Genomic DNA, 21,831 nt, shown 5'->3' on the forward strand with positions numbered 1-21,831 from the left:
AAAAGAAACGGTATGCGATAGGAACAAATCCGGAAAAATATCTGGATGAACTTATGAACTTGTAAAAATTTTAAAAATCGATAGGTTTAGTTGGGAAACACATTCATGCGTTTGTCGTGCCTAATTTAAACAACATGCTTTACATAGATGAGCAATTATGCTATATTGTGAGTAAAGGAAGGGCTTTCGGCCTTCCCGGCTAATTAAATAGCCTATCAAGAATCAACAAAATGATTCCGATGATTAAGTCCGTTATCGCTGAGAGCGCCAACTCTTTATAATTGATATCGGGCTTTTTCTTTTGTTTGCTCAGTTGAAATTCATATATGCCATTTTGGCGCTTCGTTATATACTTTGATTGTTTCCCATTTCTCTATCACTTTAACAATAAGAGCTACGATTATTTCATTTTCTATGTTTACACAGATGAGTATTTGTACTATATTTCTTTTAAGAGAAGGGCTTTCGCTCCTCTCCGGTTATTTTAGTAATAAGCCATGTGATAATGCCGCTTATTACTCCAGATATAACTCCGACGATGATTTGAAGGGCTATTTCAAATCAATCGACGGGGTTTTTCTTTTTTCTGGAATGTTTACTCATCTGTATCTCACCTGCCATCCTCGCGGGGCGTGGGAGTAGAAATGAATAGTCTAGGCTATAAAACAAAGCGCGGAGACGTCATACTCGTATGAACGAATAGACTTTTCTTTGTTTGGATATCATATTATCTTAGTTTGCTCCGTTAATCAAAGAAAGTAGTTTATTTCGTCCCCATAATTTTACTCCTAAAACATTGGCTTCCTCTATTGCCTGTGGTGTGAATCCTCTATTGGTAAGTACGACAGCTATGTTTCTTTTATAAATTGACTTTCCGGCATGTGCTTGTTGCACAGCAGAGCTATTTATGTCTTTGGAATAACATTTACATTGTATGGCATAGGTAATATCATCTTTTTTGGCAAGAATGTCTATTCTATGGTCGCCACTTCTAAAAAGCAATTTGGATAACTTCATTTCTTATATTTTCTTTTTCAATAGTCTCATCACTTCCGGTAATGATTTCAATGTATATTCTAATTGATTTTCTTTCATTACTTTTAAAACGAATCTATATTGTTCTCCTATTGCTTCATTTTTTAAAGTTTAGTGTCCACAAAGTAATGTTCTTATTTTCTTGATTCTACTCATAATATGGTATATGATGAAAAAAATTGATCTATTTACTTTTAACAGAGCAATATAAAAATTGAGTTTTTCTTCATTTGGGTAAAAATTATGAGTATGAAAATAGAAATGTATAATAAAGTACTTTTAAAAAGTGGTGAAACAGCATATGTTGTTGAAATCTATGAAAGTGGAACAGCCTATGAAATGGATATTGATAAATCAGATGGATCAATCAAAACAGACACAGTGTGGCCAGAAGAAATTGAGAAAAAATTATAAAAAAATGGAATAAGGAAAATAAACGATTGTTTGGAACTAAATTTGAAAGGAAGTCTTCTTAATGAATAAAACAGAATCCATTTTAAAGGAACACGAGATTAATATTACGGATATCAAAGGCATCAAAATCGGTCAGACGGAAAATGTATCGGCCGGCACCGGCTGCACGGTTATTCTGGCGGAGAAGGGTATGGCTGCCGGGCTTGATGTGCGGGGCGGCGGTCCTGCGTCGAGAGAGTCGGAGCTGATGAATCCGCTGGCGGCGGCGCAGGAGATTCACGGGATTGTGCTGGCCGGTGGCAGCGCTTTTGGGCTTGATGCGGCTGGCGGTGTGATGCAGTATCTGGAGGAGAGAGGGATTGGTTTTGACGTGAGCGTCACAAAGGTGCCGCTGGTCTGTCAGGCGGATTTATTTGATCTGACTGTCGGGGACATGACGGTGCGGCCGGATAAGGCAATGGGTTATGCGGCCTGTGTGAATGCGGAAAAGGGCAATTACAGAGACGGCTGTTACGGCGCCGGGTGCGGCGCGACAGTGGGCAAATTTGCCGGGATGGAATATTGCATGAAATCCGGCATCGGCAGCTATGCGGTGCAGATTGGAAGTCTGCAGGTGGGCGCTGTCGTGGCTGTCAATGCGCTGGGTGATATTTATGACTGGAGAAGCGGCAGGAAGATTGCCGGGCTGCTGGCAGAGGATAAATGTTCGTTCCGGGATACGGTGGAGATGATGTGCGCCAGCACCGAGGTGGTTGAAAATAAGTTTACCGGCAATACGACCATCGGAGTAGTGATCACTAATGGAGATTTTGGCAAAGCCTCTCTCTGCAAGATCGCGGGCATGGCGCAGGATGGTTACGCCCGCGCTATTCGCCCGGTGCATACCAGCGCCGACGGGGACAGTATTTATGCCGTCTCGGCAGGAAATGTATCGGAAAAGGTGAAGGCTGACCAGGATCTCGTCGGCACTCTGGCTGCGGAAGTGATGAGCGAAGCGATTATGCGGGCGGTGACCAGCGCGGAGAGCGCTTACGGTTTTCCGGCATATCGGGAGTTAAAAGCCAGAGAAAATAAAAGATAGCGTCTTTTCTTATTAATACAGTAGGGAAGAGGGCAACAAACAATACGGCAGCAAAGAAGTTTCTTATTTTATTACTGGAGGAATCATTCATGTCCACGACACAAAAGGATATTACAATATTTAAAAGTACATCGCCCACTGCGCCTCTCGTTATTTTAAATACCGTGCAAAACGAGGGCAAACAGGTTTATGATGCCGCGGTCAGCATGACGGACATGGATTTTTCACTGGCGGCAATCGAAAACATTGACTGGAACAGGGAGATGACGCCGTGGCCGGCGCAGGCTGTGATGCGGAGAGGAGAGGATTTTGCCGGTGAAGCAGATGCATACCTGCAGGAACTGACCGGGATTATTTTGCCGGATATTCTTGCGAAGATTCCCGCAAAACCAGAGTACATCGCGCTTGCGGGATATTCTCTGGGAGGGCTCTTTGCTGTCTACGCATTATACCGGACAGATCTGTTTGCCCGCGCGGCCAGCGCATCCGGTTCTTTCTGGTATCCGGATTTTCTGGACTTTGTCAGGGGGCATAAGCTTTGCCGAAAACCGGAGCGGCTGTATTTTTCGCTGGGCAATAAAGAAGCAAAGACGAAGAATCCTGTCATGAAGACGGTGGAGGAGAAGACAAAAGAGCTGCACCGGTGGTACAAAGAACAGGGGATTCCTGTGGTTTATGAAGAAAAACCCGGCAATCATTTTCAGGATGCCGTTAATCGCATGGCAAAGGGAATTGCCTGGATATTGCAGTAAGAGCTGTTTTGTAATCAGTTGTTATAGTTGATGACACGAACGACGATGGGTTAATGTGGCCGGAAGCAGGGATTTGTGCTATACTTTTTTCATGAGAGCATGGGAAAATAAATAATATGTGACAGGAGGGGTGGCCGATGGCGAACATTATCGCGATCATCTGGGATTTTGATAAAACCCTGGTGGACGGATACATGCAGGATCCGATTTTTAAGTATTATAGCGTAGATTCCAGACAGTTCTGGAAGGAAGTCCATGCCCTTCCCCAGAAATACATGGAGGAGCAGGGCGTTCGGGTCAATAAGGACAGCATTTATCTGAATCATTTCATTCAGTATGCCAATGAAGGGATTTTTGAGGGACTGAATAATGAAATGCTGCGTAAGTTTGGCTCTGAACTGACATTTTATCCCGGGATTCCGGAGATTTTTGAAAAAACCAGGCAGATCATCCGCAGGAATCCCGCCTATCAGGAGTATGATATCAGAGTGGAACATTACATTGTCAGTACCGGAATGAAGGAAATCATTGCCGGATCTCCGGTGGCTGAGTACGTGGATGCTATCTGGGGCTGTGAATTGATTGAAAAGGAAAAGGAAGGAAGACCTGTTATCAGTGAGATCGGTTACACCATCGATAATACTTCCAAGACGAGAGCTATTTTTGAAATTAATAAAGGGGTGCCTAAGCACCCGGAGATTGATGTGAATTCCAAAGTTCCGGAGGAGCTTCGTCGCGTCCGGTTTGAAAACATGATATACATAGCGGACGGTCCCAGCGACATTCCTGCGTTTTCTGTGGTCAATAAAAATGGCGGCGCCACTTTTGCCGTATATCCAAAAGGAGATCTGGATGCGTTTCAGCAGGTAGAACAGATGCGCCGGGATGGCCGTATCGACATGTACGCAGAGGCGGATTATAGTGAGGGAACGACCGCTTATATGTGGATTGAGAATAAGATTACACAGTTTGCCGAGAAAATGCGAAACGCAGAAAAAGAGAAACTGACATCTTCTATTTCCGGTGTGCCGAGACATCTGGAAGATTAACAAAATGTACAGCAATGTGTCTGGTCTGAAAAGTATGGACGGAACCAGTACAGAGGTTGTATCTGTGATATAATATAAAAAATGTGTTAGGGAGGTGCTGATGATGAAAGAACATGAAGCGGTAAAGATTTTTACCACCGTCGATAATCTGCAGGCTGAGATGATTCTGGCGTCCTTGAAGGAACATAATATTCCCGCTTACAAAAAAGATCTGGGAAACGCCGGTTTTCTGAACATGTATACCGGCAATTCCAGATTCGGAGAAGAGATTTATGTGGCAGACGTCAATGTGGAAAAGGCCCGCCGGGTGTTGGAGGGTATAGGGCTGCTGCCGGAGGAGGAGTAAAGAGGGATAGTTCCGGTTGTCAGAATAGACAGAAAAGGATAATATCATACGTAGATGTTTTCCGTGAAAAATATACAGGAAGAAAGGAAGGATATCATGAAACAGGATGTAAAAGATTTTATGATTCAGAAAGTAAAAGAGATGATGGATTCTTTTTCCTGCTGTGCAGAAGCAAAAGAGGCAGGACAGAGATGGCTGGATGCCTTGGGTACTGAGAAGGAGGCAGAAGAAACAAAAAATCTGATGGCAGAGCTGGAAGAAGATATTATGCCGATTGACAATCTCATCGCTTTTGCGTCATCAGATGCCGGCGCACAGGTGTTTGGAGAAGAGAAGGCAAAAGAAGTGGCTGCCCACGCGCAGGAGATTAAAACTGCCGGCGGAAAATATTGTGATTGTCCGGCATGTGCTGCTATTGAGGCGATTTTTGACAAGAAAGACGCGCTGATCTGAACAAGTGAGACGGACAATTGTGTCATATGATTGTGACAACATTTGTGGAACGTTTCTTTTAAATAATAATGTATTTTATACGGCAGGGAAATCAATTGTCCCTGCCATATTTTGTACACATTTCCACAAAGGCCAGCATATTGGGCGTAAGATATTTACTTTTATGGTAAATGATATTGAGATTTCTTCGAATCGGTTCTGTCAGAGAAACCATTGCGACAAGTCCTTCTTCGATGTCACGCTCAACAAGCAAATAGGGGAGTACGGCCACGCCGACGCCTTCTGATACGCCGCGGACAATGGCCTGGGTGCTGGAACTTTCCCAGACCGGACGAACAGATATTTGCTTAAGAGCAAAGGCGGCGTCAAGGATTTCTCTGCCGGCGCTGCCGTGTTCCCGCATCAGAAAGGGATATTCAGCCAGTTGGGGAAGGGATATTTCAGCCTGCCCGGCCAGAGGATGATGACATGGAACGATGGCGCACATAGTATCTTCCATGAAAGGAGTAAAAGTCAGTTCCGGATGTTCCGGCTGGGTCTCAATAAGTCCGATATCAATGGAATTATTCAGGAGATGCTGTTCGATATCGGAGGACTTGCTTATGAAGGCTTCCAGACGCAGTTCCGGATATTTCCTTTGAAACCGGCGGGTCAGCGCGGGAAGAATATGAGTGCCAATGGTGATGCTGGTACCGATGCGGATGGAACCGACAGCGTCCCAGTTTTTCATTTTCTTTTCCATTTCCTGAAATAACGAAACGATGTGTATGGCATAATTATAGAATTCTTTACTTCCTTCTGTGGGGGAAATGTGTCGGCCGATGCGCTCGAAAAGGCGAAGACCATAATAATTTTCCAGCTCTTTGATGGCGAGGCTCACAGAAGGCTGCGCCAGATGCAGCTCTCTGGCGGCTCCGGTGATGCTGCCTTGTTGAAATACAGTTACAAATATTTTCATGTGGCGCAGAGTCATAATATCCCTTCCTTCTCACTTATTTAAAAACAAAATATATTTTAAATATATAACGAATACACTATGTTTATTATAGAATAATACTATTTTTCTTATGAGTCAAGAGACGGTATACTTTTGGCAGAAGGAGGAAACTGCCATGGGAGAAAAAAGAAAAATTTTATTTCAGATTTTTATATCGACTCTCTATTTAAGCGTCTTCACTTTTGGAGGTGGTTATGTTATTGTCACGCTGATGAAAAAGAAATTTGTGGACCAGTATCACTGGATAGAAGAAAAAGAAATGCTCGACCTTATTGCCATTGCGGAATCGGCGCCGGGAGCCATTGCAGTCAACGGAGCGGTGGTAGTCGGATATAAATTAGCTGGCGCTGCCGGCGTGGTCACTGCCGTTGTTGCTACTATACTGCCGCCATTTGTCATACTTTCTCTGATTTCAGTATTTTATGATGTCTTTCGGGAAAATGTACTCATCAACCAGATGCTCACAGGAATGCAGGCCGGTGTAGGCGCGGTGATCGCTTCTGTGACTTATGATATGGCGGTGGGAGTTGTGCAGGAAAAGCGCATTTCCTCCATCATAATTATGGGCGTATCTTTTGCGGCTGCCAGCTTTTTCGGCGTGAACGTCATTTATGTGATTCTTGCCTGTCTGGCTCTGGGTATTTTCCAGACAATCATAAATAAAGGAATCCACAAAAACGGTCATCCGACGAGGATGGATGAAAGGAGGGCGGGTTTATGATATATATGCAGCTTTTCCTGAGTTTTCTGCAGATTGGATTGTTCAGTTTTGGCGGGGGATACGCTGCTCTTCCCCTCATTGAAAATCAGGTGATCACACTTCATCATTGGATGACTGCCCCTGAATTTACAGATTTGATCACCATATCTCAGATGACCCCGGGTCCCATCGCTGTCAATTCTGCCACCTTTGTGGGAATCCGCATCGCTGGAATTCCCGGAGCTGTGGCCGCCACGGCAGGCTGTGTACTTCCATCTTGTATCATCATTTTCATTCTGGCAGGTCTTTATCTGAGATATCGAAATGGCTGCCTTTTAAACGGCGCTCTCACTGCGCTGCGCCCGGCAGTCGTGGCCATGATCGCATCCGCAGGCCTGTCTGTTTTGCTGACCGCGTTTTTCCGCGATAGCCAGAAAATAAACTTAGCCGGGATACAATGGGAAATGGTGTTGATTTTCATTTTTTGTTTTGTACTGCTCAGAAAAACAAAATGCAGCCCCGTGATGGTGATGCTGCTGGCAGGCGCAGTTAAGGTTCTGTTTTCTTTATAAGAGGGTAAATCTCCTGAAATTCTGCGTCTGCCGTCGATGAACCTGTTTTTTTGAACCCTGCTCTATAGAGTATAAGAAGGGATATGCGGGTCTGCTTCAGCCGGAGAGTCTGGCGCTGCGGAAGATATCCTTTCTCATACGAATGAAAGGCAGGATATTTTTATGAAAAAACTTAGAAAATCAAAATGGAAAAAATTGTGCGCCGCTGCGATTGCCGTCATGATTATCGCCGCAGGAATGAGGATTTCTTCTTCTGTTTCTGAAATATCATTTTTTACGGGGAGTGGGAAAAGTATGTTTTCCGGTTCGGATGAGATTCCGGAGGGCAATATTGACCTGAACACATTGTACAGTCCTTATGCTGTGCTTGTAGACCTGGAATCCGGAAATGTGCTGGCAGAGCAAAACAGTGCCGAACGGATGTATCCGGCTTCGCTGACGAAGATCATGACCGCCCTCATAGCCATTGAGGAGACGGAGGATATGGAGCAGACAACAACGCTGCCCTCGGATATTTTTCCTTCTCTATATGAAGAAAATGCTTCTCTGGCGGGATTTCAGCCGGGAGAGACGGTCACCTGGAAAGATCTGTTATACGGTGTCATGCTACCGTCGGGAGCAGAATGTTGTCTGACATTCGCCAGACAGATTGCAGGTTCGGAGGGAGCCTTTGTTGATCTGATGAATAAAAAGGCGGAAGAACTGGGAATGAACGATACTCATTTTTCCAACGCGACAGGGCTGCAGGACAAAAAGCATTACAGCACGGTCAGGGACATAGCTGTTTTGCTGCGGTACGCCCTGGAAAATGAGACATTTCGTCAGGTATTCACCGCCAGACGATACAGCGTCCCGCCCACTGCATACCATTCAGAAGGATTTACATTTTATAACACCATGTTTCAGGCCATGGATAATGCCGGTATCAGCGATGACGATATCCTGGGCGGCAAGACAGGCTACACAGAAAAAGCCGGGCTCTGCCTTGCCAGTCTGGCAGAAATTAACGACAGAGAATACATTTTGGTCACCGCAAAAGCCGACGGGAACCACTACACGGAACCGTACCACGTGATAGATGCGGAAAATGTATACGGACAGATTCGGAAGAAGGTATGATTATTTGTACCTTTTCCTCATAAAAATGCTATAATGAACAAATACAGCCATCCCATTTGCCGGGATGGCTTATTTTGTAAAGTTATAAGAAAAACGCAACCTTCTATGAAAGAATACGTCTTTATATATGAAGGGATTCGCAGCGATACCACATACAGGGAGAAAAACAATGAAAGATGCGCAGATCATTGAGTTATTCTGGCAGCGGGACGAGACCGCGCTGACGGAAGTCGAAAACAAATATGCCAACTACTGCTTTGCCATCGCATGGAAAATACTTATGAGCAGAGAGGATTCCGAAGAATGTGTCAACGACACCTGGCTGGCGGCGTGGAACACGATTCCGCCGAAACGGCCGTCCATACTCTCAAGCTTTCTGGGACGCATCACAAGAAACTTTGCCATAAGCAATCTCAGAAAAAAATACGCGGCAAAAAGGCCGGATATGCATATGACCAACATGGATAATATTCTCAGAGAGGTGGAGGTCCTGAACCAGCAGGCCGCCCATTCTCTGGAACATACAGAATCAGAAGAAGAGCTTGTCAGGCTTTTGAATGGATTTTTAGAAACTCTGAAAGAGAGGGACAGAGACATTTTCCTGCGGAGATACTGGCACATGGATTCCATGGCAGAACTGGCAGAACGACACAACCTTTCCGAAAGTGCCGTCAAAGCAAATTTATTCCGTACAAGAAAAAAACTGGAAAAAATTATGAGGAAGGAGAAATATCTGAAATGAAAAACGATCAATTTTTATTTTTGGATATTCTGGGACAGATTGACGATACCTTTATCGAAGCTTCTTCTCAGCCGTGGAAGGAAGAGAAAGCGGCAACTGGAGAAAGCAGGAGGAGAACTCCGCATAGGGGCTTCTTACACATAAGGAGCCGTTGGCATATTGTGGCAGTCATGATACTTCTGGTAGCTATGTCTATGGCGGTTCTCGCCAACGACGATATCCGGGAAGGTCTCCGGCAGCTTCGCCTCCAATTTTTTACTGATAATGTCACCATTGATTCCGTGCAGGAAGACTCATCACAGCAGACCGATTTCCCGGAGGAAGAAACAACCGACGAAGAATTCCGGGCATACAAATGGGAAGAAGTGCCGGAGGAATATCAGGTGGTGTATGAGGAGGAAAATGCAGAATTCGGTTATTATGTGATTGATTTTGAAAAAGGAAATGATGATTTTATATATTATACGCAAAATGATGCTTCGACATTTACAACATCAATAACTTATGATGAAGAAGAAGGTTATAAACGAAAAATTGATTTGAATGGACTGGAAGCTTATTCTATTTCAGATGGAAGAAGAAATACAGTTTTTTATGAGAAGAATGGATACTTATTTGAATTTACATCAAATCAACCCGAGGAAACAATCAAAGAATTTATATTTATGTCTGGAGTGTTGGAACAGGGGGATTAAATTATTGTAAATACCATTTGGCGCCTGTTTTGTAGATTATCTAAAACTCTATTGAAAGATTGGACTAGCTTATTCTATGATAACGAAAAGGGGTGTTTTTATGAAATGTAAGAGAAAAAGTATTTTAATAGGGGTTTTTTTGATTGTTGTATTTATATTGTTCGTTTTGACCTTGGCATTTTGGCTGAAAACAAAACCACGGGATTCATATATAAATGCAAAGACGATATTTACGGAAGACTTAAAAAAGGATGTTAAAGAAATCATATGCCCGCTAAACGAAAAAAGCTCTATTATAACAGATTGTGATACCATAGAGGACGTTTTTAGTTTATTACAATCTGTAAAATTGAAACCTACTGATGATGAAGGGGTAATGGGATATTATATGATTCAAATGAATACCGATAATGATACAATTTTTCTCAGTATTAATAATTCAGAATTTGTAATAAACAGAAAATATTATAAAGTCAATAAGGATATTTCTGATGAAATATATACGTTACTTTCTGATAATAACTGAAATAGATATTTAAAGTTCTCTATTGTTTAATATGGTTCTTGGGATGACAGGTGTGGAGTGGCCATGACAGGAATTTCTTAAGGGAGAACTTATACCGATATGAAAAGATGATTTTTCACATATCACGCAAATATCATAAAAGAATTCTGATAAAAAAAGATTGTGTCGTGTACTACACAATGGTACAATATATTAGTACAAAAGGCGCAGAGAACAATAAAATGTACGGAAGGGGGAAGCAAGATGCGTCTGAAGCTTTGGATAAAAAAACACAGGAAAGGCTGTCTGTACCTGCTAATTTTTATAGTACTTACAAGGATTCTTCTGGCAACCCATTATGTCGGGGCATGGAGTTCTAACGGACAATGGAAAGTCATGTGTCATCAAGCTTTGCCGGATAATCCACATCACTTTTGGGATGGATGGCTTTACTTCTACGGAGTAAAAGCTCCGGAAAAAATTTATGTGAAAAGAACCATTGATGGCTGGTCAGATGAAGAATATATGGAGTGTGAGAATGAAGGTTTTTGGGATGACCATACCGGCGATTATGAAAATTTTGATTTGATATTTTTTAATCTTATTGCGCCTTCTCTTCCGGCGAGAGGTTCTTATTCGTTTCTGGATTTGAGTGATAGGCCAGATTCCGGAAAAATAGAAATCAAATGGGAAGAGGACGGCGAGATGAAGTATGCTGTTGTGGAGTGGCCATAATGGCTTCATCGAAAGGGCTGGGTGAATCGCTATGAAAAAGAAAAAAATATTTTTTATAATAGTCATTATTCTTTTTGTGCTATATGTTCTGAATTACTCGTATGGGAAACTTTTATGGAAGAACGCTTTACATTTTCCTGATAACGAAAGAGCTGTTGTGACGGTGAAATATTATGCTGACAATGGCCGTTCACTGGAATTGGATGAGGAGAAAAAGGACATCTTATTTGATTTGATAAAGAAAGAAGCGCAATTTGCGGGATACAGCAGTCAAGGAAAATTTTCTCCGATCATGCAGGAAGATGATGTTTATTCAGTGATAATCACCGGTGATGACTATTTTTCTCTGCTATATCTGTCAAAGAACCCTGAAAAAACAGTTATATGTGCAAATAATCGTTACATAAAACTTGGAACGATGAGACAAACAAAATCTTTTTTGCAAAAGCTTTTTGATTGACAGTGCATACAAGGTTATCCGGCGTCCGGTTTGGATGCCGGATATTTTTTGCGCGACAGGTTCTGAGGGCGACAGACGTGCCTGCACGGGCGGACACCCGGCGGTCGCTTTGGCGGTAAATTTCCGCCTTGTCTGCCGGCGGAGAAAATAGTAAGATAAAAGAAGGAAAGATGAAGGATAAAGGAGGGACTGAAGTTTGAAGATTACACAGAATATTATTCTTGATTTTTCTCACATTTATCCGGAAGATAATGAAGAACGGGGCAGGGGGCTTAAACGGATTGATTTAAGTGATATTGAAGGCACGAATATGTATTGTACCAAAGAGGCGGAAAATGAGATCCGCCGGCGTCTGGCTGCCTGCAGTCCCCATGGGATTCATTTTCTGGATAACGGAAATTATCATTATGCGACGAAGTTTTTTGCGGAAAAGATTTCTTTTCCGTTTTCGCTTGTTCTTTATGATCATCACAGTGATATGCAGCCATCGCTGTTTCCGGGGATGTTAAGCTGTGGAAACTGGGCGGCGGAGCTGCTGCGCAGTCACGCCAGTCTGAGACAGCTGATCCTTGTGGGGCCGGAACAAAAAAGTATGGAGGAGATTCCGCCGGAATTCAAAGGGAAACTGGTGTGTATCAGTATGGAGGAAATTGATGAACACATGGTGGATCAAAAGCTGTCTGAGATTCAGATGAAGCCTCCGGTATACATTTCCATTGATAAGGATGTACTGGACAGAAACGGCGCGCGGACCAACTGGAATCAGGGCAGCATGTCTCTGAGAATTCTTGAGAAGCTGCTTCTCCAGGTGTTTGAACACCAAAATGTGATCGGTGTAGATATCTGCGGCGAGTGCAGTCCCATGGAGCCCATGCAGGAGCTTTTAAAAGATGAGAAGATCAATATGATGACCAATGACGCATTGTATTCTTTTTTGTCGGGACTGTTTCAGATTTTTGATACGGATTCGTAAAACAGGACGTTATTTTACTAAATAACAGGGAGAATATTATGATTGATAAGATAATCATTCGCGGAGCGAAAGTACATAATCTTAAAAATATTGATGTGGATGTTCCACTGCATAAAATCGTGGGCATTGCCGGTGTGTCCGGTTCCGGCAAGTCTTCATTGGCGCTGGGGGTGCTCTACGCCGAGGGTTCCAGACGATATCTGGACGCTCTGTCCACCTACACGAGAAGGCGAATGACCCAGGCAGCGAAAGCGCAGGTGGACGAAGTGCTCCATGTGCCGGCGGCATTGGCTCTTCACCAGCGGCCGGGTATCCCCGGTATCCGCAGTACATTTGGCACGGGAACAGAATTGTTGAACAGCCTGCGGCTGATGTTTTCCAGGCTGGCCAGCCACCGTTGTCCTAACGGGCACTATCACGAGCCGACTCTGGCGGTGGCGGCGGAGAAAACGCTGACCTGCCCGGTGTGCGGAGTTTCCTTTTACGCGCCGTCCGCAGAAGAACTGGCGTTCAACAGCCAGGGAGCCTGCCCGAAATGTGACGGAACAGGAAACGTGTGGACCGTGGACAGGTCGACATTAGTGCCTGATGAGTCACTCACCATTGACGAGGGCGCCGTAGCGCCATGGAAAACGCTCATGTGGTCTCTTATGACAGACGTCTGCCGGGCCATGGGCGTCCGCACGGACGTACCTTTCCGGGAGCTGACAGAGGAAGAGAAGAATATTGTATACAATGGCCCGGCCGAAAAGAAACACATTTTCTATGTTCCGAAAAATGCAGAGCAGGGAACGGAGCTGGATTTTACCTATTTTAATGCTGTGTACACGGTAGAAAATGCATTGGCAAAGGTAAAAGATGAGAAGGGCATGAAGCGGGTGGAGAAGTTTTTGAAACAGGCGCCATGCCCGGACTGCCATGGAACGAGGCTGTCGGAGAAAGCCCGTGCGCCAAAACTTTGCGGTCTGTCCCTGGACGAAGTCTGTCAGATGACGCTGTCGGAGGTGGCGGAATGGGTAAGAGGAGTGCCGGCTTCCCTGCCGGAGGAAATGCGGCCCATGGCAGAAAGCATCTGCGAGTCTTTTGATACGGCGGCCAGACGGCTGCTGGATCTGGGGCTTGGTTATCTGACCCTGGACCGTGCCGCCTCCACCTTATCCACGGGAGAACGTCAGCGGATGCAGCTGGCCCGTGCTGTCCGCAACCGGACGACGGGCGTCCTGTATGTTCTTGACGAACCGTCCATCGGTCTGCATCCGGCCAACATCGTGGGACTTACCGGAGTGATGCACGATCTCATTGCCGACGGCAACTCCATTATTCTGGTGGATCATGACACGCAGATTCTGTCGGAGGCCGATTGGATTATCGAGATGGGGCCGGGAGCAGGAGCCGACGGCGGGCAAGTCATAGCGGAAGGCAGCCCGGCCGCTCTCACAGAAAATGTACAGTCAAAGATCGGGCAGTTTTTAAAAGAAGGATACATCACCGGTTCTCCAGCGGACCAGTCCGGCACAGAGCTATTTGATGCGGGGTGTATCAATCTTTCCACCGATGCCATCCATACGGTAAAACCCCTGAATGTGTCCATTCCAAAAGGCAAGCTGACCGTGGTCACGGGTGTATCCGGTTCCGGAAAGACGACGCTGATTCTGGAAAGTCTGGTTCCGGCCCTGGAAGCGATGAACCGAAAAGAAAAATTGCCGGAGCATGTGCGAAGTATCGAAGCTGTGGGCGTGGAGCAAGTCAAACTTATTGACGCGGCGCCCATCGGTATCAATGTCCGTTCCACGGTGGCGACCTATGCCAACGTCCACGACCTGCTGCGCAAGACATTTGCAAAGCTGCCGGAAGCGAAACAGGCCAGCTACAAAGCAGGCGATTTTTCCTACAATACGGGAAAGCTGCGCTGCCCGATGTGCGACGGTACAGGCGTTATCAGCCTGGATGTACAGTTTCTGCCTGACGTGGATATCCCTTGTCCGGAATGCCGGGGGTCCCGCTACGCAAAGGAAGCCTATAAGATAAAATATCGTGTGGAAGAATCTGCGGTTCGCCGGAAGAAGAAAAATGCGGCAGAATCCCGGCAGACAGATAAAGCCATGGCTGTGTCCATACAGATGAAAGAAACGTCTTTTTCTCTCCCGGAACTGATGTCTATGGACGTGAATACGGCGCTTGCCGCCTGCAAAGAGATGAAAACGGTCTGTCAGAGATTAGAGGTCCTAAAAGAACTGGGACTGGGATACCTCACCCTGGGAGAAGAGACGCCGGGCTTGTCCGGCGGCGAAGCCCAGCGTCTGAAGCTTACCAGCGAGATGGGAAAATTACAGACGGCCTCTGTCTTTGTGTTTGACGAGCCGACCATTGGGCTCCATCCCCTGGATGTTCAGACCCTGCTTCACGTTTTCCGGACGTTGATGGAGCACGGCGCCACAGTCATTGTCATTGAACATGATCTGGATGTGATCCGAAGTGCCGACTATATCATCGACATGGGACCGGGCGGCGGAACGGAAGGTGGGCGAATCGTTGCCGCCGGAACGCCGGAAGAGATAAAGAATACGCCGGAGAGCGTGACCGGGAGATTTTTGTAAAAGTTGTTAAAAAGAGAGAAAAAATAGTTCTGCGTAAGAATGCATTCACTTTCCAATCTTGAAAAAGCAAATGAGCATTTATTTTCAATCTCAATTGACACCACACCCTTTTTGTAATACAATTGTATTACAAAAGGAGGCGATACTATGGCAAAAGAAGCAACATTACAAGTTCGGATGGATGCAGAATTAAAAGAACAAGCAGAAGCGCTTTACAGGGAGATGGGAACTTCCCTGGCGGAAGCAGTACGTATTTTTACAAAACAAAGTGTGCTTGAGAATGGCATGCCTTTTGTTGTTTCGGCAAATCGCAGCAGTTCCTATGGCCGCCTTGCCAAATATGCAGATTATCTGAAAATGGAACAGGAAAAATTAGCTTTTGAGAAAGCGATGGCTGAAAAACATGAAGAGTCTGATTGATGCAAATGTCATATTGCGATATCTTCTGGCGGATCATCCCCAAATGTCAGAACAGTCAAAACAAATCATAGAAAGAGGTGCATTTACTGTACCTGAGGTTCTTGCAGAAGTTGTGTATGTATTAAAAGGAGTATATGGGATTTCCCGAATAGAAATTGCAGATACTTTAATTGGTTTTCTGGAAGAAATCCATATGAAAGACAAAGAGGTGATGCGTTTTTCTTTGCAGTTATTTGCGGAAACATCTCTTGATTTTGTGGACTGCATTCTTATTGCGAGACATCGTAAACTAGGTGATAATGTAATCAGCTTTGATAAAAAACTGAATAAAATGTTAGATATGAATTAAAAGAGCAGTTATGCGCGCTGGATAAAAGTTTTCTCTTTATCCAAGCGCGCATATGTTACATTTATAATCCCCCTACCACAACGGCTTCTTGGCGTCTTCCGGGCTGGCGAACGGGCCAGGAAGAATCGTAAGGCCCCGGTGGCCGCCAAAATAATCCCGGTCAAAGGTGATGGCGGTGCCGTCCGGATTCTCAAAGCGCTGTTCCGGCTCAAAGGCAAGCCCCAAAGTGTCGCTGTGGATCATTTCCGCGGAAAAGTCGTTCAGGTAATCGTAAAGATTGGTGGACAGGTGTGGAGCACCGTCCCGGGAGATCAGCTCCACTTTTATGTCATGGTCTGCGTTGAGCAGATAATTTTGCTCGTTCTTCCATGCTTTTGCGCCGCCAAAGTAGGCGTTGCCGTCTGACCAGACCGGAAGATGGTGGAAATGGAACGGCTCCAGTTTTTTCATATCCGGGGTGTCCGTATCCATGTCGAAATGCCGGATCCATTCTTCGTAGGTCGGATATTCGTCCAGTACATGGGTGCCCACTTCGCGGTTTTCTTCGTCGCAGCCTTCCTCGCTGTCCCGGATGATCAGGAAAGGTTCTGCCGGCCATTTCTGGACGAAGATATTGTTATAGAAACGGTCGTCTCCGTGAAGGATGGTCATAAAGCCCATGACTTCCGTGCGGTGCGGCATGTGGTACGGCGTGTAGCGGGCGCGGTTTACGCCTTCCACCACGCTGTCTGTGCCGGCGCCCACGGCGGTGAGGGAGCCGCAGATTAAGTTATGTACCATGGCGACGCCCTGGGTGGCCAGCCGGAGAGAAGCGTCGGAGAGCAGAATGTTATTGTCGATGAGGGTCGGGCCGTGGCTTACTTCCACAAAGAGGTCCTGACTCATCATGCTTCCCTTCAACTGTTTGGCATAAGGCGGGCGCTGATTGTCATGGAAGAGGTTCTGGGTGATGCGTACGCCCTGAGCTTCCCAATCACACCAGATTCCCATGGTGCAATGATGAATATAATTGCGGCGGAAGGTGACGTCGATGGCGGCGTGCATCTTGATGCCGGCGATTTCCGCTCCGCCAAGCTCCATCATGTTGTTGATATGATGGATGTGGTTGTCTTCAATGACGGAGAATACTCCGCCCATCCGTCCGCAGATACCGTCCTGCTCGCAGTGGTGGATGTTGCAGCGGCGGATGATATGGCTGCCCACTTTTTCTTTGAGCCATCCGTGATACTGGCCCCGGCACACAGCGTCCCGCTCCATCTGAGTCGGACTTTTGACATGCTTGTTGGTAAAATAATGCTCGTTGTCCGGATCCAGATATTTGCCCAGGGAGATGCCGGCACATTTGCTGTTGCTGATATCACAGTCCTCGATGATCCAGCCTTTGGACCAGTGCGGGCCGATCATGCCGTCCTGGAAAGCTGCCGGCGGCGCCCAGGTGGTGGCTGCCTTCTCGATGCGAAAGCCGCTGACCGTGATATAGTTTACGCCAGTTTTCTCCGGAAAGAAGCACTCCCGGCGCACGTTGATCTCTACCTTTTCTTCGTTGGGATTTTTGCCCTGGAAGTTTGCGTAGAGGATAGTTTCATTGCGGACGGTATCCTGCTCGGAATACCATTTATAGACAGAAGCTTCCGGCTCCCAGGAATACTCGTACACCTCGCCTTTAATACAGTCTTCCAGGCTGTCTGCCTCGTACAACATCTTATCGTTGAGATAGACTGCGCCGGTATGTTTGTTCCGGCCGGCAAAATACCAGTCTCCGTAGACATAGGTTGTATAAGGGTTATATTTTCCGAAAATGGAATTAGATACCCGGCAGACCCATACATCTCCTTCATATGGCTGCCATTGCTTCATTTCCTCCGCACCGGTAATCACAGCGCCCAGGGGCTCCGTACTCCGGTAAATGATCCGGTTTTCTTCCGTTCCGGCGTGAAGAGGATTCACATATTCCCGGTAAACGCCGGGCGCCACCAGGACTTCATCCCCGGGCATAGCCATCTGCGCCGCGTCATTAATCTGTCTGAAAGGCATTTCTTTTGTGCCGTTGCCGTCCCGTCCGGCATTGGCGTCAACATAAATTCTCATAGAGAACTCCTCCTGTAAGAAATAGTGATCGGTACCATTGGTACACATTCTACATTCATGGTAAAGGATTTTGGGCAGAACGTCAAGAAAAGAAAAGAGGGAGTTGCTGTTCGCGCAGTGACCAGTAATGAGAGGTACATTTTTAGAAAGAGAAAAGTACCGGATTTCTTGACATTATAATCTTACTTATGTAAGATTATAGACATAACTATAAATGCTACAAATGTAAGATGGAGGAAAGTTTGGAAGTAAACTTCCAAATCTACCATCATTGACGCAGTAAATGCGTCAGGAAAGAGGAAATGATGAAAAAGAAAAATTTTTTATTATGTATCTGTATGGTGCTGCTTTGTGCTGTTTTATCGGCGGGCTGCACGAAAACGTCCCGCGAGGGAAAGGAGCAAATGAATGGTGATGAGCAGACAGAAGTGGAAAATAATACAGGGACAGGAATGAGCGGCGTCCCGGTTGAAGATGCAGAAAAAGTATCGCCGGAATCCGACACGGAAGCGCCCGTTCCGCAGACAGAAGACGTGGACTGGTCTTCATATTTTGACGGCCTGAACGGAGCGGCAGTCATTTACGATCCTTCCAACAATAAATATATGATTTATAATGAAGAGTTGGCGAACACGAGGCGTTCTCCCTGCTCCACATTTAAAATCATCTCTTCCCTCACAGCATTGGAAGATGGAACGATCGTACCGGAAGATTCCACTCGTACATGGAGCGGCGAAGAATTCTGGAATGAGGACTGGAACAAAGATATTGATTTTGAAGAGGCGTTCCGAACCTCCTGCGTCTGGTATTTCCGGGAAGTCATTGACGAGATTGGCAAAGAGAGGATGCAGGAAGCGCTTGATACGCTTTCCTATGGCAATTGTGACATTTCCGACTGGGAAGGACGGCAGAATACCAACAATGACAACCGCGCGCTGACTGGCTTCTGGATTGAATCTTCTCTGCAGATCTCACCGAAAGAGCAGACAGAAGTGATGGAACGCATTTTCGGAAATGATACCATATATTCCGGGAATACAATAGAAGAACTGAAAAATGTGATGCGGGCAGAAGAGCAGAACATCGCAGACTGTACGGTATACGGGAAAACCGGAACAGGGAAGGCGCATGGGGTACTCGCAGACGCCTGGTTCACCGGCTTTGCAGAAACGCCGGAAGGAAATGTGTATTTTTGCGTGTATCTGGGAGAAAATGAGGGAGAAGACGTTTCCAGTACGGATGCACGGCAGATCGCCATGGAGATTCTGACTGATTATTGCGACCATTCATTGTAAAACTATCGAAAACATTGAATCCGTTTCCCTTTTTTGCTATACTTGTAAAAGTATTTTTGCAAAATAATGCCATCCATTGAGATGAGGCTGCCGCAGTCGTGTCGGCCTCAGACAATGAATGGAGAGACGGGAGAGAAAAAATATGAATCAACAGACAAAAGCCGGTCATCTGTGTGCCCTGCTGACTACGTTCATCTGGGGAACGACATTTATATCAACAAAAGTGATGCTGGCAGATTTTCAGCCGGTGGAGATTCTCTTTTTCCGGTTTGTCATGGGACTGCTGGTATTGACGCTCATTTATCCGCACCGGATGAAGAAAACCACGTTAAAACAGGAACTCACCTTTGCGGCGGCAGGGCTGTGCGGCGTATGTCTCTATTATCTGTTGGAAAATATCGCGCTGACCTATACTATGGCTTCCAATGTGGGGATTATTATTTCTGTGGCGCCGTTTTTTACCGCCATCTTATCCCGCATTTTCTTAAAAAATGAGGAGAAGCTCGGCGCTGGTTTTTTTGCAGGTTTTCTGGCGGCCATGGCAGGAATCGCCCTCATCAGCTTTAACGGCTCGTCCCTGCATGTGAATCCGCTTGGCGATCTGCTGGCATTGCTGGCCGCCTTTCTCTGGGCCTGCTATTCTATTTTCACAAAAAAGATCAGCGGCTTTGGTTATCATACGATTCTGACGACGCGGCGAACCTTTTTCTACGGTATCCTTTTTATGATTCCGGCCCTTTTTATTTTTGATTTTCGTTTTGCACCGGAAAGATTTGCCAATCCGGTGTATCTGTTTAATATTCTTTTTCTGGGGCTGGGCGCTTCTGCGCTCTGCTTTGTGTCGTGGAATTATGCGGTGAAGGTGCTGGGCGCCGTAACGACGAGTATTTATATTTATCTGGACCCGGTCATCACGGTAGCGGCCTCCGCGCTGATTCTGCAGGAGCCCCTTACATGGATGACCGCGTCGGGCATCGCACTGACGCTGGGTGGGCTGATTCTTTCAGAACGCAGATCTTCTATTGTCAGGAGAAATAGAAAAGGCGTGTCCGGAACATAAGAATATCCGGGTACACGCCTTAAATGAGCAAATGTACAGTTACTGGAAATGTCTCTTCTTTCTGGCAGAGGATACAGCAAGCCCCGCTATAAATCCAATCACAGCCGGAATCAGCCATCCGAACCCGGCCTCTGCCAGCGGCAGCACGTCGGCGGCAAACTCCACAACTCCGTTCAGATGAAGAACAGCTTTCGTACCTTCCGGCAGCGCCCGAAGCAGATCAAAGAACGCCGCTGCGGTGGTAAATCCAATGGTCCACTGAAGAACCGTCTGATTATTATGAAACATTTTGCCGCACAGAGTCAGAAGAATCAGTACAATGGCCAGAGGATATAAAAACATCAGCACCGGCATGGAGTAAGCGATGATGGCGTCCAGTCCCAGATTGGCGATGAGGAAGGACAGCAGGCAGAACAGGATGGCCCATACCCGGTAGGAAGGACCATTTGGGAATATGTTCACAAAGGTTTCCCCACAGCTGGTAATTAAGCCCACTGCTGTTTTCAGGCAGGCGATTGTGACAGTGACTGCCAGAATAAGAGCGCCGGCGCTTCCAAAATAATGCTGCGCGATCTGCGCGAGAGCCTCCCCGCCATTGGCGGCGGCCGCAAACATCCCACGGCTCTGAGCTCCCACCACAGTGACAAGAACATAAATCACTGCCATCAGAAGAGAGCTGAAAATACCTGCCCGCACCGTATTTTTGGCCACAGCACCCGGTTCCGTGACGCCGAGACTGCGGATCACATCCACCACAATGATGCCGAAGGCAAGTCCCGCCAGCGCATCCATCGTATTATATCCTTCCAGAAGTCCCGTAGCGAAGGCTCCTGTCAGATACGCGCCCTGCGGATCAACGGCAGAGATTTCTCCCATGGGAGCCGTCAGCGCCCGTAGGATTAATATGGCAAGAAAAACCAGAAACAGCGGATTTAATACCTTGCCGATCCATGTGAGGATCTCTCCCGGACGAAGGGAAAAGAAAAGAACGGCTCCAAAGAAGAGCAGAGAAAATACCGCCAGTCCCAGAGACTGTCCCGTTCCCGGCAGAATGCGCTCGATTCCCACCGTGTAGGAAACAGTGGCACATCTCGGGATGGCAAAAAACGGGCCGATGGTCAGATAAAGCGCACAGGTAAAAAAGAGTCCGTACTTCTTTCCGACCCGGCTGGCAAGCCCCAGCAGGCCGTTTTCGCGGCTGATGCCCAGAGCGGCCACGCCAAGAAGCGGCAAACCGACTCCGGTGATCAGGAATCCCGCCGACGCCTGCCACATATTCCGTCCGGCAAGCTGGCCCATGGAGGCAGGGAAAATCAGATTCCCCGCTCCGAAAAACATGCCGAACAGCATGCTGGCCACTGTGATTATTTTCCTGTAAGACAATTTTTCCATGA

General features: G+C 46.3%; 24 protein-coding genes. 20 read left to right on the forward strand and 4 right to left on the reverse strand.

Annotated features, from left to right (window positions below; all coding sequences use genetic code 11):
- Positions 1-732: 732 nt before the first annotated feature.
- A complete protein-coding gene (locus B5F87_RS16085; RefSeq protein ID WP_087282862.1) occupies positions 733-1,017 on the reverse strand; it encodes a restriction endonuclease in 285 nt (94 codons plus the stop codon).
- Between the two features lie 261 nt (positions 1,018-1,278).
- Here B5F87_RS16085 and B5F87_RS21055 point away from each other — a divergent pair, with 261 nt between their 5' ends.
- The 6 genes from B5F87_RS21055 (at position 1,279) to B5F87_RS16110 (ending at position 5,130) form a co-directional block, all read left to right on the forward strand.
- On the forward strand, positions 1,279-1,449 hold the full coding sequence (locus tag B5F87_RS21055) for a hypothetical protein (protein WP_158097072.1): 171 nt from the start codon (positions 1,279-1,281) through the stop codon (positions 1,447-1,449).
- Positions 1,450-1,510: 61 nt separating this feature from the next.
- Positions 1,511-2,530 carry a P1 family peptidase gene (locus B5F87_RS16090; protein WP_087282865.1) on the forward strand — a complete coding sequence of 340 codons (1,020 nt, stop codon included), beginning with the start codon at positions 1,511-1,513 and terminating at the stop codon, positions 2,528-2,530.
- A gap of 89 nt (positions 2,531-2,619) precedes the next feature.
- On the forward strand, positions 2,620-3,282 hold the full coding sequence (locus B5F87_RS16095; RefSeq protein WP_087282867.1) for an alpha/beta hydrolase-fold protein: 663 nt from the start codon (positions 2,620-2,622) through the stop codon (positions 3,280-3,282).
- 137 nt (positions 3,283-3,419) lie between these two features.
- Positions 3,420-4,331 (forward strand): HAD family hydrolase, encoded by a 912-nt coding sequence (locus B5F87_RS16100; protein ID WP_087282869.1) that lies wholly within the window; start codon positions 3,420-3,422, stop codon positions 4,329-4,331.
- 100 nt (positions 4,332-4,431) lie between these two features.
- Positions 4,432-4,677 (forward strand): DUF2007 domain-containing protein, encoded by a 246-nt coding sequence (locus B5F87_RS16105; RefSeq protein WP_087282871.1) that lies wholly within the window; start codon positions 4,432-4,434, stop codon positions 4,675-4,677.
- A 96-nt stretch (positions 4,678-4,773) separates the two neighbouring features.
- A complete protein-coding gene (locus B5F87_RS16110) occupies positions 4,774-5,130 on the forward strand; it encodes a molecular chaperone Hsp90 (RefSeq protein WP_087282954.1) in 357 nt (118 codons plus the stop codon).
- Between the two features lie 91 nt (positions 5,131-5,221).
- Here B5F87_RS16110 and B5F87_RS16115 read toward each other — a convergent pair whose 3' ends face one another.
- The gene (locus tag B5F87_RS16115; protein WP_087282873.1) at positions 5,222-6,103 is read right to left on the reverse strand and encodes a LysR family transcriptional regulator; all 882 of its coding nucleotides are present in this window, start codon (positions 6,101-6,103) and stop codon (positions 5,222-5,224) included.
- Positions 6,104-6,242: 139 nt separating this feature from the next.
- On the opposite strand from B5F87_RS16115, the gene B5F87_RS16120 reads away from it, so the two are divergent.
- The 12 genes from B5F87_RS16120 (at position 6,243) to B5F87_RS16175 (ending at position 15,994) form a co-directional block, all read left to right on the forward strand.
- Entirely contained in the window at positions 6,243-6,848 is a 606-nt protein-coding gene (locus B5F87_RS16120; protein ID WP_087282875.1) for a chromate transporter, read from the forward strand.
- A complete protein-coding gene (locus B5F87_RS16125) occupies positions 6,845-7,399 on the forward strand; it encodes a chromate transporter (protein ID WP_087282877.1) in 555 nt (184 codons plus the stop codon). The genes B5F87_RS16120 and B5F87_RS16125 overlap by 4 nt, the downstream gene beginning before the upstream one ends.
- A 162-nt stretch (positions 7,400-7,561) precedes the next feature.
- Positions 7,562-8,518: a serine hydrolase gene (locus tag B5F87_RS16130; RefSeq protein WP_242964521.1), complete on the forward strand. Its 957-nt coding sequence runs from the start codon at positions 7,562-7,564 to the stop codon at positions 8,516-8,518.
- Positions 8,519-8,687: 169 nt separating this feature from the next.
- Positions 8,688-9,260, forward strand: coding sequence for a sigma-70 family RNA polymerase sigma factor (locus B5F87_RS16135; RefSeq protein WP_087282879.1), 573 nt, complete (start codon positions 8,688-8,690; stop codon positions 9,258-9,260).
- Positions 9,257-9,955 (forward strand): DUF4367 domain-containing protein, encoded by a 699-nt coding sequence (locus B5F87_RS16140; RefSeq protein WP_087282881.1) that lies wholly within the window; start codon positions 9,257-9,259, stop codon positions 9,953-9,955. The genes B5F87_RS16135 and B5F87_RS16140 overlap by 4 nt, the downstream gene beginning before the upstream one ends.
- A gap of 100 nt (positions 9,956-10,055) precedes the next feature.
- Positions 10,056-10,481: a hypothetical protein gene (locus B5F87_RS16145; RefSeq protein WP_087282883.1), complete on the forward strand. Its 426-nt coding sequence runs from the start codon at positions 10,056-10,058 to the stop codon at positions 10,479-10,481.
- A gap of 243 nt (positions 10,482-10,724) precedes the next feature.
- Entirely contained in the window at positions 10,725-11,195 is a 471-nt protein-coding gene (locus tag B5F87_RS16150) for a hypothetical protein (protein WP_087282885.1), read from the forward strand.
- A gap of 31 nt (positions 11,196-11,226) precedes the next feature.
- On the forward strand, positions 11,227-11,655 hold the full coding sequence (locus B5F87_RS16155) for a hypothetical protein (RefSeq protein WP_087282887.1): 429 nt from the start codon (positions 11,227-11,229) through the stop codon (positions 11,653-11,655).
- Positions 11,656-11,851: 196 nt separating this feature from the next.
- The gene (locus B5F87_RS16160; RefSeq protein WP_087282889.1) at positions 11,852-12,628 is read left to right on the forward strand and encodes an arginase family protein; all 777 of its coding nucleotides are present in this window, start codon (positions 11,852-11,854) and stop codon (positions 12,626-12,628) included.
- Positions 12,629-12,666: 38 nt separating this feature from the next.
- A complete protein-coding gene (locus B5F87_RS16165) occupies positions 12,667-15,225 on the forward strand; it encodes an excinuclease ABC subunit A (RefSeq protein ID WP_087282891.1) in 2,559 nt (852 codons plus the stop codon).
- Positions 15,226-15,372: 147 nt separating this feature from the next.
- Positions 15,373-15,645, forward strand: coding sequence for a type II toxin-antitoxin system RelB/DinJ family antitoxin (locus B5F87_RS16170; protein WP_087282893.1), 273 nt, complete (start codon positions 15,373-15,375; stop codon positions 15,643-15,645).
- The gene (locus B5F87_RS16175; protein WP_087282895.1) at positions 15,629-15,994 is read left to right on the forward strand and encodes a PIN domain-containing protein; all 366 of its coding nucleotides are present in this window, start codon (positions 15,629-15,631) and stop codon (positions 15,992-15,994) included. Before B5F87_RS16170 ends, B5F87_RS16175 begins: the two co-directional genes overlap by 17 nt.
- 72 nt (positions 15,995-16,066) lie before the next feature.
- Here the strand turns inward: B5F87_RS16175 and B5F87_RS16180 are convergent, their stop codons facing one another.
- Positions 16,067-18,082 (reverse strand): right-handed parallel beta-helix repeat-containing protein, encoded by a 2,016-nt coding sequence (locus B5F87_RS16180; protein ID WP_087282897.1) that lies wholly within the window; start codon positions 18,080-18,082, stop codon positions 16,067-16,069.
- 302 nt (positions 18,083-18,384) lie between these two features.
- On the opposite strand from B5F87_RS16180, the gene B5F87_RS16185 reads away from it, so the two are divergent.
- Together B5F87_RS16185 and B5F87_RS16190 are read left to right on the forward strand one after the other, a co-directional pair.
- The gene (locus tag B5F87_RS16185) at positions 18,385-19,377 is read left to right on the forward strand and encodes a class D beta-lactamase (RefSeq protein WP_171900626.1); all 993 of its coding nucleotides are present in this window, start codon (positions 18,385-18,387) and stop codon (positions 19,375-19,377) included.
- A gap of 142 nt (positions 19,378-19,519) precedes the next feature.
- The gene (locus B5F87_RS16190) at positions 19,520-20,437 is read left to right on the forward strand and encodes a DMT family transporter (protein WP_087282961.1); all 918 of its coding nucleotides are present in this window, start codon (positions 19,520-19,522) and stop codon (positions 20,435-20,437) included.
- 39 nt (positions 20,438-20,476) lie between these two features.
- Here B5F87_RS16190 and brnQ read toward each other — a convergent pair whose 3' ends face one another.
- On the reverse strand, positions 20,477-21,829 hold the full coding sequence (gene brnQ / locus B5F87_RS16195; protein WP_087282899.1) for a branched-chain amino acid transport system II carrier protein: 1,353 nt from the start codon (positions 21,827-21,829) through the stop codon (positions 20,477-20,479).
- Positions 21,830-21,831 lie beyond the last annotated feature (2 nt).

Origin of the sequence: Eubacterium sp. An3, assembly GCF_002159465.1 — a bacterium.
Taxonomy (GTDB): Bacteria; Bacillota; Clostridia; order Lachnospirales; family Lachnospiraceae; genus Anaerobutyricum; species Anaerobutyricum stercoris.